The organism is Geodermatophilus sp. SYSU D00814 (genome assembly GCF_054050055.1).
The window spans coordinates 239,888-255,853 of record NZ_JBJGYP010000001.1 but is presented as its reverse complement, the minus strand read 5'-3'; the positions used below and the strand labels follow the sequence as shown (position 1 = coordinate 255,853).

Annotated in this window: 17 protein-coding genes; 11 read left to right on the top strand and 6 right to left on the bottom strand. The window is 76.6% G+C overall.

Annotated features, from left to right (window positions below; all coding sequences use genetic code 11):
* Position 1 precedes the first annotated feature (1 nt).
* Entirely contained in the window at positions 2-1,189 is a 1,188-nt protein-coding gene (gene glf, locus ACI780_RS01225) for a UDP-galactopyranose mutase (RefSeq protein ID WP_456871985.1), read from the bottom strand.
* Between the two features lie 169 nt (positions 1,190-1,358).
* On the opposite strand from glf, the gene ACI780_RS01220 reads away from it, so the two are divergent.
* The 4 genes from ACI780_RS01220 (at position 1,359) to ACI780_RS01205 (ending at position 5,336) form a co-directional block, all read left to right on the top strand.
* Positions 1,359-2,303: a glycosyltransferase family 2 protein gene (locus tag ACI780_RS01220; protein WP_456871984.1), complete on the top strand. Its 945-nt coding sequence runs from the start codon at positions 1,359-1,361 to the stop codon at positions 2,301-2,303.
* The gene (locus ACI780_RS01215) at positions 2,300-3,397 is read left to right on the top strand and encodes a mannose-1-phosphate guanylyltransferase (protein ID WP_456871983.1); all 1,098 of its coding nucleotides are present in this window, start codon (positions 2,300-2,302) and stop codon (positions 3,395-3,397) included. Before ACI780_RS01220 ends, ACI780_RS01215 begins: the two co-directional genes overlap by 4 nt.
* A 127-nt stretch (positions 3,398-3,524) precedes the next feature.
* Positions 3,525-4,295, top strand: coding sequence for an SDR family NAD(P)-dependent oxidoreductase (locus tag ACI780_RS01210; RefSeq protein WP_456871982.1), 771 nt, complete (start codon positions 3,525-3,527; stop codon positions 4,293-4,295).
* Between the two features lie 54 nt (positions 4,296-4,349).
* Positions 4,350-5,336, top strand: coding sequence for a DNA-3-methyladenine glycosylase family protein (locus ACI780_RS01205; RefSeq protein ID WP_456871981.1), 987 nt, complete (start codon positions 4,350-4,352; stop codon positions 5,334-5,336).
* Between the two features lie 187 nt (positions 5,337-5,523).
* Here the strand turns inward: ACI780_RS01205 and rfbA are convergent, their stop codons facing one another.
* The 3 genes from rfbA to cofD are packed head-to-tail and all read right to left on the bottom strand — an operon-like array spanning position 5,524 to position 8,442.
* Positions 5,524-6,393, bottom strand: coding sequence for a glucose-1-phosphate thymidylyltransferase RfbA (gene rfbA, locus ACI780_RS01200; protein WP_457000472.1), 870 nt, complete (start codon positions 6,391-6,393; stop codon positions 5,524-5,526).
* Between the two features lie 29 nt (positions 6,394-6,422).
* Entirely contained in the window at positions 6,423-7,490 is a 1,068-nt protein-coding gene (locus ACI780_RS01195) for a coenzyme F420-0:L-glutamate ligase (RefSeq protein ID WP_456871979.1), read from the bottom strand.
* A complete protein-coding gene (gene cofD / locus ACI780_RS01190; RefSeq protein ID WP_457000471.1) occupies positions 7,483-8,442 on the bottom strand; it encodes a 2-phospho-L-lactate transferase in 960 nt (319 codons plus the stop codon). The genes ACI780_RS01195 and cofD overlap by 8 nt, the downstream gene beginning before the upstream one ends.
* Before the next feature lie 312 nt (positions 8,443-8,754).
* On the opposite strand from cofD, the gene ACI780_RS01185 reads away from it, so the two are divergent.
* Together ACI780_RS01185 and ACI780_RS01180 are read left to right on the top strand one after the other, a co-directional pair.
* Positions 8,755-9,006, top strand: coding sequence for a WhiB family transcriptional regulator (locus ACI780_RS01185; protein ID WP_176449815.1), 252 nt, complete (start codon positions 8,755-8,757; stop codon positions 9,004-9,006).
* A gap of 166 nt (positions 9,007-9,172) precedes the next feature.
* Complete coding sequence (locus ACI780_RS01180; protein WP_457000470.1) at positions 9,173-10,087, top strand: hypothetical protein; 915 nt, start codon at positions 9,173-9,175, stop codon at positions 10,085-10,087.
* On the opposite strand, the gene ACI780_RS01175 is transcribed toward ACI780_RS01180, so the two are convergent.
* Positions 10,062-11,042 carry a hypothetical protein gene (locus ACI780_RS01175; RefSeq protein WP_457000468.1) on the bottom strand — a complete coding sequence of 327 codons (981 nt, stop codon included), beginning with the start codon at positions 11,040-11,042 and terminating at the stop codon, positions 10,062-10,064. The two genes, ACI780_RS01180 and ACI780_RS01175, sit on opposite strands and share 26 nt — an antisense overlap.
* Before the next feature lie 61 nt (positions 11,043-11,103).
* Here ACI780_RS01175 and ACI780_RS01170 point away from each other — a divergent pair, with 61 nt between their 5' ends.
* Positions 11,104-12,006 (top strand): hypothetical protein, encoded by a 903-nt coding sequence (locus tag ACI780_RS01170; RefSeq protein WP_456871975.1) that lies wholly within the window; start codon positions 11,104-11,106, stop codon positions 12,004-12,006.
* Between the two features lie 5 nt (positions 12,007-12,011).
* Here the strand turns inward: ACI780_RS01170 and ACI780_RS01165 are convergent, their stop codons facing one another.
* A complete protein-coding gene (locus ACI780_RS01165) occupies positions 12,012-12,491 on the bottom strand; it encodes a metallopeptidase family protein (protein ID WP_089402248.1) in 480 nt (159 codons plus the stop codon).
* Between the two features lie 205 nt (positions 12,492-12,696).
* On the opposite strand from ACI780_RS01165, the gene ACI780_RS01160 reads away from it, so the two are divergent.
* The 4 genes from ACI780_RS01160 (at position 12,697) to ACI780_RS01145 (ending at position 15,966) form a co-directional block, all read left to right on the top strand.
* Positions 12,697-13,047 (top strand): DUF3499 domain-containing protein, encoded by a 351-nt coding sequence (locus tag ACI780_RS01160; RefSeq protein WP_089402638.1) that lies wholly within the window; start codon positions 12,697-12,699, stop codon positions 13,045-13,047.
* A 188-nt stretch (positions 13,048-13,235) separates the two neighbouring features.
* Complete coding sequence (locus ACI780_RS01155; protein ID WP_457000467.1) at positions 13,236-14,597, top strand: phosphomannomutase/phosphoglucomutase; 1,362 nt, start codon at positions 13,236-13,238, stop codon at positions 14,595-14,597.
* Complete coding sequence (locus ACI780_RS01150) at positions 14,594-14,827, top strand: Trm112 family protein (RefSeq protein WP_456871973.1); 234 nt, start codon at positions 14,594-14,596, stop codon at positions 14,825-14,827. Before ACI780_RS01155 ends, ACI780_RS01150 begins: the two co-directional genes overlap by 4 nt.
* Positions 14,824-15,966, top strand: a complete 1,143-nt coding sequence (locus ACI780_RS01145) for an SIS domain-containing protein (RefSeq protein ID WP_456871972.1) — start codon at positions 14,824-14,826, stop codon at positions 15,964-15,966. Before ACI780_RS01150 ends, ACI780_RS01145 begins: the two co-directional genes overlap by 4 nt.

The following is a 15,966-nucleotide window of genomic DNA, read 5'->3' as shown; positions in this document are numbered from 1 at the left end:
GTCAGTCCTCGAGGCGGCCGTCGAGCGAGCCGCCCTCGTCGAAGAAGGGGCGGATGCGGTTGTCGAACATGCTCAGCGCCGACCCGATCGCCATGTGCATGTCCAGGTACTTGTAGGTGCCCAGCCGGCCGCCGAAGAGCACGCGCTTCTCCGCGGCCTCCTTCTTGGCCAGCTCCCGGTAGCGCTCGAGCTTGGCGCGGTCCTCGGGGGTGTTGATCGGGTAGTACGGCTCGTCGCCGGTCTGGGCGAAGCGCGAGTACTCGCGGACGACGACGGTCTTGTCCGCCGGGTAGTCCCGCTCGGGGTGGAAGTGCCGGAACTCGTGGATCCGGGTGAAGGGCACGTCCTCGTCGGCGTAGTTCATGACCGAGGTGCCCTGGAAGTCACCGATCGGCAGGACCTCGGTCTCGAAGTCCAGCGTGCGCCAGCCGAGCTCGCCGGCCTCGTAGTCGAAGTACTTGTCGATCGGCCCGGTGAACACCGTCGGCACGTCGGCGGGCAGCTCGTCGCGGACGTCGAACCAGTCCGTGGACAGCCGCACCTCGATGTTCGGGTGGTCGGCCATCTTCTCCAGCCACGCGGTGTAGCCACCGACCGGCAGGCCCTCGTAGGTGTCGTTGAAGTACCGGTTGTCGAACGTGTAGCGCACCGGCAGGCGGGCGATGACCGCGGCAGGCAGCTCGGTGGGGTCGGTCTGCCACTGCTTCTTCGTGTAGCCGCGGATGAACGCCTCGTAGAGGGGGCGGCCGATCAGGGAGATCGCCTTCTCCTCGAGGTTCTGCGCCTCGGCGGTGTCGATCTCACCGGCCTGCTCGGCGACGAGCTCCCGGGCCTCGGAGGGGGAGAAGCTGCGCTCGAAGTACTGGCAGATCGTGGCCAGGTTGATCGGCAGCGAGTAGGTCTTGCCCTGGTAGATCGAGTAGACCTTGTGCTGGTACTTCGTGAAGTCGGTGAACTGGTTGACGTACTGCCAGACCCGCTCGTTGGACGTGTGGAACAGGTGGGCGCCGTAGACGTGCACCTCGATGCCCGTCTCGGGCTCGGGTGCGGAGTACGCGTTCCCACCGATGTGGTCGCGTCGGTCGAGGACGAGCACGCGCTTGTCCAGCTGGCTGGCCACCCGTTCCGCGACGGTCAGTCCGAAGAAGCCGGAGCCGACGACGACGAGGTCAGGTCTCGCTGAGGTCACGCCTGGCGACTGTACCGGCGCGACCGGTGCCCCCCGGGCGCTCGCAGGAGTGTCCGGGAACTTCGTGACGGGACCGTCCCCCTCGTCCCACCGGTCACACCGGGCCCCTGCCTCACCCGGGCCCGGCCGGGGTGCGGGGAGCCCCGGCGCGCGCCTCTACAGTTCCCGGGTGCCCGGGAACAGCTCACCCGAGACCCTGCGCGTGGTGGCGGTGACGTACTCACCCGGCGAGGCGCTGGAGGGGTTCGTCACCTCGCTGGCGAAGGCCACCACGCGCCCGGTCGAGGTCGTGCTGGCCGACAACGGCTCCACCGACGGCGTCCCCGAGCGGGTCGCCGCGGAGCACCCGCACGTCCGGCTGCTGCGGACCGGGGGCAACGTCGGCTACGGCGCGGCGGTGAACGCGGGCCTGGCCGGGGCGCCCGGCCGGCACGCGCTGGTGGCCAACCCCGACGTCCGCTTCGAGCCCGGCTCGGTCGACGAGCTGCTGGCCGTGGCCGCCCGCTGGCCGCGTGCGGCCACCGTGGGCCCGGCGATCCGCACGCCGGAGGGCGAGCTCTACCCCTCGGCCCGCGACCTGCCCCGGCTGTCCACCGGCGCGGGGCACGCGCTGCTGGGCTGGGCGTGGCCGGCCAACCCCTGGACGGCGCGCTACCGCCGCGAGCGGGAGGCCCCGCGCGAGCGCACCGCCGGGTGGCTGTCGGGCTCGTGCTTCCTCGTCGACCTCGAGGCGTTCCGGGCCGTCGGCGGCTTCGACCCGGGCTACTTCATGTACTTCGAGGACGTCGACCTCGCCGAGCGTCTCGGCCGCGCGGGCTGGCTGCACGTCTACGCGCCCACCGCCGTCGTCGTGCACGAGGGCGGGCACGCCACCCGACGCGAGCCGCACCGCATGCAGCGGGTGCACCACACCAGCGCGCTGCGCTACCTCTCCGGGCAGTACCCGGGCCGCCGCTACGCCCCGCTGCGGGCGGCGCTGCGCGCCGGGCTGGGCGGCCGGATGCTGGTGTCCTACGTGAGCGGCCGGGTGGCGGCCGGGGCGCGGTTCCAGCGCCGGGCCGACGACGTCGGCCGCGCCGCCCGCGCCCGCGCACGACGGGGGGTGGACGCGTGAGGCACGCCGTCGTCATGGCCGGCGGGTCGGGCACGCGGCTGTGGCCGCTGTCGCGGGCCGCCCGGCCCAAGCAGCTGCTCGACGTCATCCAGGACGGCGACGGCGGGGCGCACAGCCTGCTCGCCGAGGCCTTCGCGCGGCTGGAGACGCTGCTGCCGGCCGAGCGGATCTGGGTGTGCACCGCGGCCCGCTACGGCGCGCAGGTGCGCGCCGCGCTGCCGCGGCTGCGCCCCGACCGGCTGGTGCTCGAGCCGGTCGCCCGCGACACCGCCAACGCCGTCGGGCTGGCCGCCGCGCTGGTGGCCGAGGCCGACCCGGACGCCGAGCTCGCCGTCGTCAGCGCCGACCACGTGATCCGGCCCGTCGAGCGGTTCGCCGCCGCGCTGGGCACCGCCTACGACGCCCTCGCCGTGCGGCCGCGGGCACTGGTCACCCTCGGCATCCGGCCCACCGCGCCGGCCACCGGCTTCGGCTACGTGCGCCGCGGCGCCGCCACCGAGGTGCCCGGCGTCGCGGAGGCCGCCGCGTTCAAGGAGAAGCCCGACCGGGCGACCGCCGAGGGCTACCTCGCGTCGGGGGAGTACCTGTGGAACTCCGGCATGTTCGTGTGGCGGGCGCGCACGGTGCTCGACGCGCTCGCGGAGCACCTGCCGGCCTCGGCCGAGGGGCTGGCGCGGGTGGTGGCCGCGCCCGCCGGGCCGGAGCGCGACGCCGTCCTCGCCGAGGTGTTCCCGACCCTGCCGAAGACCAGCGTCGACTACGCCGTCCTCGAGCCCGCGGCCACCGAGCCCGGGCGGGTGCTGGTCGCCGACCTCGACGCCGAGTGGCTCGACGTCGGCTCCTGGCCGGCGCTGGCCCAGACGCTGGCCACGGTCGAGGGCAACGCCGTCGGCGGCCTGGCGGTGACCTTCGACAGCGCGGGCAACATCGTCTTCAGCGACGACCCCGACCACCTGGTCGCGCTGGTCGGGGTCCGCGACAGCGTCGTCGTCGCCACCGCCGACGTCACGATGGTCTGCCCGGTCTCCGACGCCGAGCGGGTCAAGCAGCTGCTCGCCGCCGTCGAGGAGCGCTTCGGCCGGCGCTTCAGCTGACGCCGGCGCGGAGCGTGTGCGCCCGCGCCGCAGGAACTGGCCGGGGACGCGGCACCGGCGCACACGCCCGAGGTCGGCACGGGCACCCGGCGCGGTGATCGTCGCCGGGCGTGGTGGGATGCGGGGCATGCAGAGCTTCGACGTCGCAGCTGTCGTGTCCGGCGGGGCCTCCGGCCTCGGGGAGGCCACCACCCGTGCGCTGGTCGCGCGCGGCGCCGCGGTGACCGTCCTCGACCTCAACGAGGAGCGCGGGAAGGCGCTGGCCGGCGAGCTGGGCGGGCACACGACGTTCGTCCGCACCGACGTCACCGACGAGTCGCAGGTGGCCGCCGCGGTCGAGGACGCCACCGGCAAGGACCGGCCGCTGCGGATCGCGATCAACTGCGCCGGCATCGGCTGGGCCCAGCGCACCGTCGGCAAGGGCAACGTCGCCCACGACCTCGACCCGTTCGTCCGCACCGTCATGGTCAACCTGGTGGGCACCTTCAACGTGCTGCGCCTGTCCGCCGCGGCGATGGCCGCCACCGAGCCGGAGGAGGACGGCGAGCGCGGCGTCGTCGTCAACACCGCCTCGATCGCGGCCTTCGACGGGCAGATCGGCCAGGTCGCCTACAGCGCCTCCAAGGGCGGCATCGTCGGCATGACCCTGCCCGCCGCCCGCGACCTGTCCAGCGTCGGCGTGCGGGTGTGCACCATCGCGCCCGGGCTGGTCGACACCCCGCTGCTCGGCGGCCTGCCCGAGGAGGCGCGCACCGCGCTGGCCAACGGCATCCCCTTCCCCAAGCGGCTGGGCCGCCCGGAGGACTTCGCGCAGCTGGCGCTCGACATCGTCGAGCACGGCTACCTCAACGGCGAGGTCATCCGGATGGACGGCGCGCTGCGCATGGCCCCGCGCTGACCCCCGGCGCCCGCCGACCCGACCCGGACGGCTCCCTCTTCCCCGGAGACCCGCGTGACCACAGCCCTGCCGGCCCCGACCCCGCCGGCACCGCGCCCCGCGCCCGACGGCGTCGACACCGTCGGCACCGAGGGCGCCGACTTCGCCGACCGCTGGCGGCCGGACTGGCCGCTCGACCTGCGGGCGGTGCTGTACCCCCACCAGCGCAGCGCCGGTGACCCGGCGATGCAGTGGGACGGCGACGCCGTCTGGCGGACGACGACCACCCCGTGCGGGCCGGCCACGGTGCGGATCACCCACCGGGCCGGCGAGGTGCAGGTGCTGGCGTGGGGGCCAGGAGCGGAGTGGGCCGGCACGGCCGTGCCCGGCTGGCTCGGTGCCGACGACGACCCGGCGGGCTTCGACCCCGGCGGCCACCCGCTGCTGCGCGAGATCGCCCGCCGCACGCCCGACCTGCGGCTGAGCCGCACCGGCCGGACCTGGGACGCGCTGGTCCCCGCCGTCCTCGAGCAGAAGGTCACCGTGGTCGAGGCGCACCGCGTCTGGCGGGCGCTGCTGCGGCTGGCCGGCGACCCCGCGCCCGGGCCCACCCCCGCGGGCATGCGGGTGCTGCCCTCACCGCGGCGGCTGCGCGAGGTCACCGACTGGGAGTGGCACCGCTGCGGCCTCGACGGCGCCCGCCGGCGGGCGCTGCTGCACGTGGCGTCGGTCGCCCACGCCCTCGAGCCCGACGCGGACTGCGACTCCCCGACGCTGCAGCGGAGGCTGCGCACCGTCCCCGGGATCGGGGTGTGGACAGCGGCGGAGGTCGTGCAGCGCACCCACGGCTGCCCCGACACCGTGAGCTACGGCGACTACCACCTCAAGAACCTGGTGGGCTGGTCGCTGGCCCGCCGCAAGACCGACGACGACGGGATGATGGTGCTGCTGGAGCCCTGGCGCGGGCACCGGCAGCGGGTGGTCCGGCTGCTGCGGGTCGGCGGGAGCATGCCGCCCCGGCGCGGCCCGCGGACGGCGCCGACGAACTACCGCCGCATCTGACGACCCGGCGTCGCACCCGACGACCCGGCGCCGCACCCGACGACCCGGCGCGCCATCTGACAAGCGGGCGCCGTCCTCCCGCACCGCAGCACGTCCTCCCTCGCCGCAGCGCGTCCTCCCTCGCGGTGCACCGTGCGGGAGGACGCCCGACGATCAGGTCACCTGATCCCGGCGGGGCGGACCCGGCTCAGCGGCCGTCCTCCAGCAGGGCGAGCAGGTAGTCGCCGTAGCCGCTCTTGCCCAGCGGCTCCGCGGCGCGGCGCAGGCCGTCGTCGTCGAGCCAGCCCTGCCGCCAGGCGACCTCCTCGATGCAGCCGACCTTGAGGCCCTGCCGCTCCTCGACCACCGACACGAACTCCGTCGCCTGACGCAACGAGGCGAAGGTCCCGGTGTCGAGCCAGGCGGTGCCGCGGTCGAGGACGGTGACGGTGAGCCGGCCCTCGCGCAGGTAGTGCTCGTTCACGGCGGTGATCTCCAGCTCGCCGCGGGCGCTGGGCCGGATCGACCGGGCCACGTCGACCACGCCGGCCTCGTAGAAGTACAGCCCCGGCACGGCGTAGGAGCTCTTCGGCCGGGCCGGCTTCTCCTCGATGGACAGCACCCGGCCCGCGCGGTCGAACTCGACGACGCCGTAGTCGGCCGGGTTGGCCACGTGGTAGGCGAAGACGTGCCCGCCGTCGGGGTCGGGCAGCCGGCCCAGCGCCGTGCCGAGGCCCGCGCCGTAGAAGATGTTGTCGCCCAGCACCAGGGCCACCGACTGGTCGCCGAGGAAGTCCGCGCCGATGAGGAACGCCTGCGCCAGCCCCTCCGGCCGCTCCTGCACGGCGTACTCCAGGCGCATGCCCAGCCGGCTGCCGTCACCCAGCAGCGCGCGGAACGCTGCCTGGTCGCCCGGGGTGGTGATGACCAGCACCTCGCGGACCCCGGCCATCATCAGCGTGGACAGCGGGTAGTAGACCATCGGCTTGTCGTAGACCGGCATGAGCTGCTTGCTGACCGCCTGCGTGATCGGGAAGAGGCGGCTGCCGGTGCCCCCGGCCAGGATGATCCCCCGCATGGCCGCCGAACCTACCGACGGCGGGGCGCTCAGACCCGGGGGGAACCGAGCCACAACCTCCCGACGAGGGAGGAGCCCCCGGGCGTGCCCACCGGCTCCCAGCGGGTCGTCCAGCCCTCGGCGTGCAGCTGGACGACGACCGCGCCGAGCAGCGCCCCGAGGTTGAGCGCGGCGGTGGTGGTGGCCCGCTCGGGCAGGTGCACGTCGACGACGCCGTCGCCCTCCCCGCCGTGCCGCAGCACCACGGGGAACTCCGGCAGCGCCGCGCTGGCCACGCGGAACGCCGCCGCCACCGCCTCGCGGTCGCCGTCGCGGGGCACCAGGTCCGCCGCCGGCCGGCGGCTGCCGACCAGGTCGCGGCTGCCGTAGGGGAACAGGTCGCCGGGCCCCAGCCGCACCAGCGCCCGCGCGCCGGGGTCGGCTCCGGGGTCGTCGCCGGGCGGCTCGAAGGCCAGCCCGCGGACGACGGCGACCGGGACGCCGTCGAGCTTGCCCTTGACCAGGTCGGCGGCCGAGGCCAGCTCGTCGACGACGGCGACCTGCGTGGTCTCCAGCCGGTTGCCGTGCGCGTCGACGGCGCCGCGGTGGTCGGTCAGCGGGGGGATGCCGGCCGACCCGACCGCGACGTCGGTCAGCCCCTCCCGCCAGGTGCGGCCGAAGGTGTCACTGACGACCACCGCCACCTCGACGCCGAGCAGCTCCCGCAACCGGCCGCGCAGCCGGCGGGCCGAGGCGTCGGCGTCCTCGGGCAGCAGCACCAGGGCGTCGCCGGGCACGTTGGAGGCGTCGATGCCGGCCGCGGCCACCACCCAGCCGTGCCGGGTCTCCACGATGCGCAGCGGCCCGCGGCGGGCGACCACGCGCACCGACTCGGCGTCGATGGCCCGCTGGCGGACGGCCTCGCGGTCGGCGCCCGGTGGCACGGCGACCACCCGGCCCTCCACCTTGGACACGACCTTGGAGGTGACGACCACGACGTCGCCGTCGGCCAGCCACGGCGCCGCCCCGGCCACCGCCCCGGCCAGGTCGTCGCCGGTGGTGAACTCCGGCAGCCCGCGCACGGGCAGCACCCGCAGTCCGTCGACCGGGCTAGACACCCGCGGCGTCCAGCGCGGCGCGGGCCATCGCCGCGGTGGCCTCCGGCGAGCTCATGAGCAGCGGCACCGCCCGGACGTCGACGCCGGGCACCTGCGCGGGGTCACCGGTGTGCACCAGCCAGGCGTCGAGCAGCCCGCCGTCGGACCGGGCGCCGTAGTGGCGGCCCACGCCCTCGGCGCTGACCTCCACACCGAGCACCGGCAGGCAGCGGTCGGCCATCCCGCGCACCACGCCGCCGTCGACGACGGGGGAGACCCCGACGACGCGGCCGGGGGTGGCGCGCAGCGCGTCGCGCAGGCCGGGCACACCGAGGATCGTGCCGATCGACACCACCGGGTTCGACGGCGCCAGGACGACGGCGTCGGCGCGGGCCAGTGCCTCGACCACCCCGGGCGCCGGGCGGGCCTGCTCGGCGCCGACCTGCACGAAGGCGTGCGGCTGCGGCTCGGCGCGGTGGCGCACCCACCACTCCTGGAAGTGGATCGCGCTGCGCCGCCCGGTGCCGGGGTCGTCGACGACGACGTGGGTCTCCACCCGCTGGTCGCTCATCGGCAGCACGGTGACCCCCGGCTGCCAGCGGGCGGCCAGCGCGGCGGTGACGTCGGAGAGCGGGTAGCCGGCGTCGAGCATGCGCGTGCGGACCAGGTGGGTGGCCAGGTCGCGGTCGCCCAGCCCGAACCACGTCGGCTCGGCGCCGTAGGCGGCCAGCTCCTCCTTGACCGTCCAGGACTCCCCGGCCCGGCCCCAGCCGCGCTCGGGGTCGATGCCCCCGCCGAGGGTGTAGACGACGGTGTCGAGGTCCGGGCAGATCCGCAGGCCGTGCATCGTGACGTCGTCGCCGGTGTTGACCACCGCGGTGACCGACGACGGCGGTGCGACCTCCCGGAGACCGGTGAGGAAACGGGCCCCGCCGACCCCCCCGGCGAGCACGACGATCTCCACGAAAGTCATCGTGCCCCATGGGCAGTTGTCCACTGTTCGACGGGCGTGTCGGGTACGTGCACGAGAACTGACGAACGACCCGTGACGGGTGTGGCTCCTGTGGTCAAGCGCTTACACCGGGCGCAGTTGACGCTCGGGCAACGACACGCGTGTAATTCCGGCGGTGTGAGGCGCGGGGAGCGCCGGGACGGTCCCGGCGCCCGGCGCCCGGACGACAGCGAGAGGGGACGCATCGTCATGGCAGAGGTCTCGTGGCTGAGTGACTACATCGGCGCATCGGAGCGGGCCGGCCGCAGCGCCGGCCCGGCCGACGAGGGGCTGATGGGCATGCTCGGCATGGGCCTGACCGACGACGTCGCCTCCTGGCAGGAGCGCGCGCTGTGCGCCGAGACCGACCCCGAGGCGTTCTTCCCGGAGAAGGGCGGCTCGACCCGCGAGGCGAAGAAGATCTGCACCGGCTGCGAGGTCAAGGCCGAGTGCCTCGAGTACGCGCTCGCCAACGACGAGCGGTTCGGCATCTGGGGCGGGCTCTCCGAGCGGGAGCGCCGCCGGCTGCGCCGCCGCGCCATCTGAACCACCGGGCCGCCCACAGCGGCCCGACGGGACCGTCCGACACACCGCCGTGCGACACCCCCCGTCCACCACCGCAGCCCCCGACGGCACCGCCGTCGGGGGCTGCGGCGTCCCCGGGCCGGGTATCCGGACGGCGCGGGGCCGGGTGGAGTGGTCGGATGGAGGGGTGGGCCCCGGCAGCGGTGAGACGGCGGGGCGGGGCACCCGCGTCGTCCTGGGGCGGGGGCAGGTCGCGCGCGAGGTCCGCGCCGCGGTGCCGCTGGCCCGCGCCGTCCGGGCTCCGTTGACCGCGTCGGCACCCTGGCTGACCACCGTGCTGTCGGTGCAGGCCGCTCGCCGGCCACGGCTGGTGCCCGCCGCGGTGGTGGTCGAGCCGCACCGGCCGGGCCCGCCCGACGCCCTCGCGCTGCTCGCCCTGGCCACCTCCGGCCCCGTGGTCACCGCCACGCTGCTCGGTGACGGCCTGCCCGTCCCCGGTGGCCGGCCCGCCGCCCGGCTGCCCGCCCGCGACGAGGACGCCGCCGCGCGGCTGGCCGCCGGGCTGCTCGGCCTGCTCACCTCGCTGCGCCGGCCCTGGCGGATGCGGCTGGCCGGGCTGCCGCTGGGCGATCCGACGGTGCGCGCGCTGGGCCGGCTGCGACCCGACGCGGTCGTGGCCACCGCCCGCAGCCGGCGCCTGGTCGACGACCTCGCCACCGTCCCCGGCCGGCTGGTCCGCAGCCGGGACGCCCGGGCGGTCGACGCCGCGCTGCCGGCCCTGCTGGCCGGCGAGCGCGACCCCCGCGCCCGCGACCTGGTGCGCGCCGCCGCCCGGCTGCACGCCGCCCTCGGCCGGCTCGAGGTGGCCACGGTCACCGACGGGGGCCGGCCGCGCGCCGCCCTGCTCACCCTCCTCGACGGCGACCCGGCCGGCGGAGACCGGCTGCCCTGGTGGGGTCGGGCTGCCTCGGAGGGGCTGCGTGAGGAGGCCGGCGCGCCACTGGTCGGCGTCTCGGTGGTCGGCCGCGGCCGGGTGGTGCGCGCGGTGGCCGACCGCGTCGTGCCGCTGCTGCCGGTCAGCCCGCGACGCGCACGCGGCTGAGCAGCGGGTCGGCGAGCGACTCCGCCCGCTCGGTGCCGAGGAACACCGTCCCCTCCGCGGGCGCCTCGCCGTCCTCCAGCGGCGCGGCCGGGGCCACGGTGACGCTGAGGTCGTAGACCCGGCCGGTGTAGGCCGGCGGCGTGCCGGCCGGTCGCGTGTAGGTGGGGAAGCGCCCGGCCACCCGCAGCGCGTCGCCGTCCCGGGTCACGCCCAGCGCCGGGGTCGGCAGGTCGGCGTACTCGGTGCCGGTGGGCGTGCAGCCGGCGTCGGCCGGGTCGTCGGGGGCGGTGGTGCCCAGGCAGTTCCAGGTGGGCAGCCGCACGTGCGCCAGGGCCGTGCCGTCCTCGCCGACGGTGACGCTCACCGCCGGGTAGGCGACGGTCACCCCGACCGCGCGGTGCTCCAGCACCAGCCCGCCGAAGGCCGCCCGGGCACTCGTGCCGTCGTCGCCGAGCGGGACCGAACGGGCCGCGAGCAGCCCGGCGCCGCGCTCACCGGACAGCGGGTCGGCGGGCACGGGGGGCAGGTCCGGCGTGCGGGGTGCCGGCGCGGGGGCCGAGGGGGACGGGACGGCGGCGGTCGGGGCGGTCGCCGTCGGGGACTCGCCCGCGCGGCCGGTGACCAGCGCGACGCCGGCGAGGACGGCGACCAGCGCCAGCGCCGCCGCGGCGAGCCCCGCCACCGCGCGGGTGACCGGCTCCTCCTCGGTCTCGGCGAGCGGCTCCGCCCGTGCCGGGACCGGGCGGGCGGGCGTGCCCGGCGGCGCCTCGAGGAACCCGGGGAGGTCGTCGTGCGCCCAGTGCCGCGCCGCGTCAGGGGGTGGGGCGTCTCGGGGTGAGTCGGGCGCCGTGCGGGTGGGCGGCGGGGTGCGGGCCAGCAGCACCGCCACCGCGACCAGCGCCGGCAGCGCCGCGGCGAGCACTCCCCAGGCGGCGATCGGCGCGGCGGGGTCCATCCCCCAGAGCATCGCAGGGCGCCTGCGTGCGGCAGGGGCGGCGCCCTGACACGATCCCCGGGTGGCCGAGAGCGAGACGACGTCGTCCGGGATCCGCGACCGCGTGACCTCGCTGCTCACCGAGCTCGGCGTCGCCCAGCCGGTGCTGTCGGTCGCCGACCTCACCGCGCGCCTCGGCGTGGTGCAGGGCGTGCTGGCCGACCGGGTCCTCGACCTCGCCGTCACCGAGAGCGGCCGCCGCCGGCTGCGCGCGGAGCTGCGCGGCCGGCGCTGGGCCGAGGAGCGCAAGGTCGGCGTCCCGGAGGTGCTCGCCGCCGCCGACGACGGCCGCTGGCTGCTGTCGCGCCGGGTCCACCCCGGGCCCTCCGGCGGCCAGCGGTGGACGGCGGCGGCGGTGGAGACGGCGGTGCGCATCGCGCCGCTGCCGGTCCCGCCCGGGCAGCCCTGGTCGCCACCCGCGGGTCCCGCGCTGCGCCGGGCGCGGTCGACGGTCGGCGACACCGGCCGGCTGCTGCGCGGCGGCCTGCGGCTGGGCGAGCTGCGCGCCGTCCGCGCCGCCGCGGCCCAGCTGCCGCTGTCGGAGGTCGGGCACGGCGACTACCGCGCGGCCAACCTCGTCCTCGACGGCGACGCGCCCGAGGGCGAGCAGCGGCTGGTCGTGCTCGAGTGGTCCGGCGTGCGCGCCGCGCCCCGCCACCGCGACCTGCTGACGCTGTGGGCCACCACCCCCGGTGCGCAGGACCGGGCGCAGGTCGGCGAGGTCGTGCTCTCCCGCACCGCAGGCTGGGAGGAACCCGACGTGGGCCTGCTGTGGCACGCGGTGGCCCTCGAGCAGCTGGTGGCCCGGCTGACCCGCGCCGACCGCGGCGACGGGCTCGACGTCGCCTTCGCCCGCGCCCGCCTCGACGAGGCGCGCCGGATGGCCGAGGAGCTCGGCAGCCCCGTCGCCCCGGGCGGCCGGTAGCCGCTTCAGGCGGTGGGGTCGATCTCCTCGGGGTCGCGGCCCAGCAGCACGGCCACCTGGTCGACGACGACGTCGCGCACGAGGTCGGCGAGGTCGTCGCGGTCGTGCGCCCGGATCTCCAGCGGTCGCCGGTAGACGACGATCCGCGCGGGCACGTCCCGGCCGTCCTCGCGGTGGGCGGGCAGGACCCGCGCCAGCGGCACCGTGGCGTCGTCGAGGACGTCGGGGTCGAGGACGACCTCGTCGGGGCTGGTGTGGTCCACCCAGGGCACGTCCTCGACGGCGAACTCCACCCCGGCCAGCTCGCGCTCCCAGCGCCGCTCGATGTCCTCGACCGCGTCCAGGACGAGGTCGTCGAACTGCTCGGCGCGGCTGCGCGACAGCGGCACCTCGTCGGGGACCAGGCGGCCGCGCAGCCCCCGGCCGTGCCGGTCGCGGCGGGAGCGGGGCGGGCCGGCGGAGGGGCGCGGGGCGGGTCGGCTCATGGCGGGGCGAGCGTACGGCGCGCCGCAGCGGTCGGGCAGCGTGCGCCGCGGACGGTCCGCGGCGCCCCTGGTCGTGCCGGCGGCGACCCGGTGGCGGGGCGCGCGGGGACGTCGGGTTGGATGGGAGAGGAGGGGCCGGCGAGCGGTGCGCCTGCTCGCCGGAGACCCCGCACGCGGCTACTGTGCCTCGCGTGAGGAACCGGTGGTGAGGCAGTCACGTCGCTGCTCGCGCAGCGGCTGCGCGCAACCGGCGGCGGCGACCCTGACCTACGTCTACGCCGAGTCGACCGCCGTCGTCGGCCCGTTGGCCACGTTCTCCGAACCGCACAGCTACGACCTCTGCGAGTTCCACGCCGAGCGGCTCACCGTGCCGCGGGGCTGGGAGGTCGTCCGGCACGAGATCGACGTCGAGGACTCCGGCCCGACCGGGGACGACCTGCTCGCGCTGGCCGACGCCGTCCGGGAGGCGGCCCGCCCCGAGCCCCCGCGCGCCCCGGCCGACGACGGCCGCGGCACCCGCCGCGGCCACCTGCGGGTGCTGCCCGACCTGGACTAGACGGAGGACCCCGCCGTCCCCGTCGGCCCCGTCCAGAGGCTCGCGCCGAGCGTGCGAGGCGCTGGAGGCCCTGTCCGGAGGCTCGCCGCGAGCTTGCGAGCGGTGAGGGATGGGGTCCTCGCGAGGGTCCTTATAGGGTCGACCGGCACCGGGGACGGCCCGGGCACGGCTCCAGGCGAGGGTGGGCAGTGGCAGGTCTGTCGTCGATCATCAAGGCCTACGACGTCCGGGGCGTGGTCCCCGACGAGTGGGACGAGGACGTCGCACGGCGCATCGGCGCCGCGTTCGCCGAGTTCGTGGCGACCGAGAGCGGCGCGACCACCGTCGTCACCGCGCACGACATGCGCCCCTCCTCGGTCCCGCTGTCGCGGGCGTTCGCCGAGGGCGTCCGCTCCCGCGGCGTCGACGTCGTCGAGGCGGGGCTGGGCTCCACCGACCTGCTGTACTTCGCCGCCGGGTCGCTCGACGTGCCGGGCGCGATGTTCACCGCCAGCCACAACCCGGCGCAGTACAACGGCATCAAGCTCTGCCGCGCCGGCGCCGCCCCGATCGGGCAGGACTCGGGGCTGGCCACCATCCGCGAGTGGGCCGAGCGCGACGGCTACGAGCGCACCGTCGACCGGGCCGGCGAGACCGCCTCCCGCGACGTGCTGCACGAGTACGCCGCGCACCTGCGCTCGCTGGTCGACCTCTCGACGATCCGGCCGCTGCGGGTCGTCGTCGACGCCGGCAACGGCATGGGCGGGCACACCGTGCCGGTCGTGCTCGACGGGCTGCCCCTCGACGTCGTCCCGCTGTACTTCGAGCTCGACGGCACCTTCCCCAACCACGAGGCCAACCCCCTGGACCCGGCCAACCTCGTCGACCTGCAGGAGGCCGTCCGCCGCGAGGGCGCCGACATCGGCCTGGCCTTCGACGGCGACGCCGACCGCGTGTTCGTCGTCGACGAGCGCGGCGAGCCGGTCAGCCCCTCGGCGGTCACCGCGCTGGTCGCCGTCCGCGAGCTGGCCAAGGGCCGCGGGACGACGGTCATCCACAACCTGATCACCTCCCGCGCGGTGCCCGAGATCGTCCGCGAGCACGGCGGGCAGCCGGTGCGCACCCGCGTGGGGCACTCGTTCATCAAGGCCGAGATGGCCCGCACCGACGCCGTGTTCGGCGGCGAGCACTCCGCGCACTACTACTTCCGCGACTTCTGGCGCGCCGACACCGGGATGCTCGCCGCCATGCACGTGCTCGCCGCGCTCGGGGAGCAGAGCCGGCCGCTGTCGGAGCTGACCGCCGCCTACAGCCGCTACGCCGCCTCGGGGGAGATCAACTCCACCGTCGACGACGCCGCGGGGCGCACCGCCGCCGTCCGCGAGGCGTTCGAGGCCGACGGCGCGACGTTCGACGAGCTCGACGGGCTGACCGTCGACCTCCCCGACGGCTCCTGGTTCAACCTGCGGGCGAGCAACACCGAGCCGCTGCTGCGGCTCAACGTCGAGGCGCCCGACCGGGCGCGGATGGAACGGCTCAGGGACCGAGTGCTGGAGATGGTGCGCGCATGACCGCTGCAGGCCCGCTCGGGCTGGACCCGGTGCTGCTGGGGATCCTCGCCTGCCCCGACACCCACCACAGCCCGCTCACCGTCGACGAGGCGGCCGGCGAGCTGGTGTGCGACACGTGCGGCCGCGCCTACCCGGTGCGCGACGGCATCCCGGTGCTGCTGCTCGACGAGGCGCGGGACCGGCGGGCGGGCGGGGACCGGCGCCCCGGCGGCGGGCCGGCGACGCCGTGACCTCGCCGGAGCTGGCCGAGGAGGTCCTCGACGACCCCGAGGTGCTGCGCGCCCGCGACCCGCGCGGCCTGCTGCCCGCCGTCGCCGGTGCCGGCGCGCAGGTCCGCGAGACCTCGCGGCTGGTCGACGAGGCGGGCCTGGAGACGGTCACCGGGGGAGGACGCCCGCGCGGGCTGGTGATCGTCGCCCGCCGGGAGGGGGCCGTGGCCGCGTCGGTGCTGCGCGCCCTGCTGGGCCCGTCGAGCCCGGTCACCGTCGACGTCGTGCCCGGCCCGGACCTGCCGGTGTGGACCGGCCCGACCGACGTCGCCGTCGTCGCCACCCGTACCGGCGCCGGCCGGTACGCGGTCACCCCCGCCTACGAGGCCGCCCGCCGCGGCGTGACCCTGCTCGGCATCGGCGCCGAGGACGCCCCGCTGCGGGCGGCCTGCTCGACGGCGCGGATGCCCTACGTGCCGCTGCCGCGCTCGCGGGTCCGGCACACCACGCTGTGGTCGCTGCTGACGCCGCTGCTGCGGCTGGCCACCGACCTCGGGCTGCTGCGGCCGGAGGTGGCCGACCCGGCGGCGATCGCCGAGGCCCTCGACGAGATCGCCGTCGAGTGCGGGCCGGCGCAGGAGTCCTTCGTCAACCCGGCCAAGACCCTCGCCCTCGAGCTGCTCGACGCGTTCCCGGTGATCGCCGCCGAGGGGCCGCTGGCCGACACCGTCGCCGACCGCTTCGCCGACCAGCTCGCCACCCTCGCCGGCCTGCCCAGCAGCGGGTTCCGGCTGCCCGACCAGCGGGTGGCCGCCTGCGCCGTCCTGTCCGGGCCGCTGGCCGCCGGCGACCCCGACGACTTCTTCCGCGACCGCGCCGAGGACACCGGCCGGCGGCTGCGGCTGCTCACCGTCCGCGACACCGACGCCGCCCAGCACGACGGCGCGGGGGAGCGCGAGCCGCGTTCGGCGCAGGAGGCGATGGCGGAGGTGCTGCGCACCGCGGCCAGCGGCAACGTCCCGGTCAGCGGCCTGGCCGAGCACGGCGACCCGGACCGCCACGGTCGGCTGCCCCGCCTGGCGCGGCAGCTGGCGGTCGCCGACTTCAGCGCCGTCTACCTGGCCCTCGCCCTCGACCAGGAGCGGGCACTGCGCCGCTGA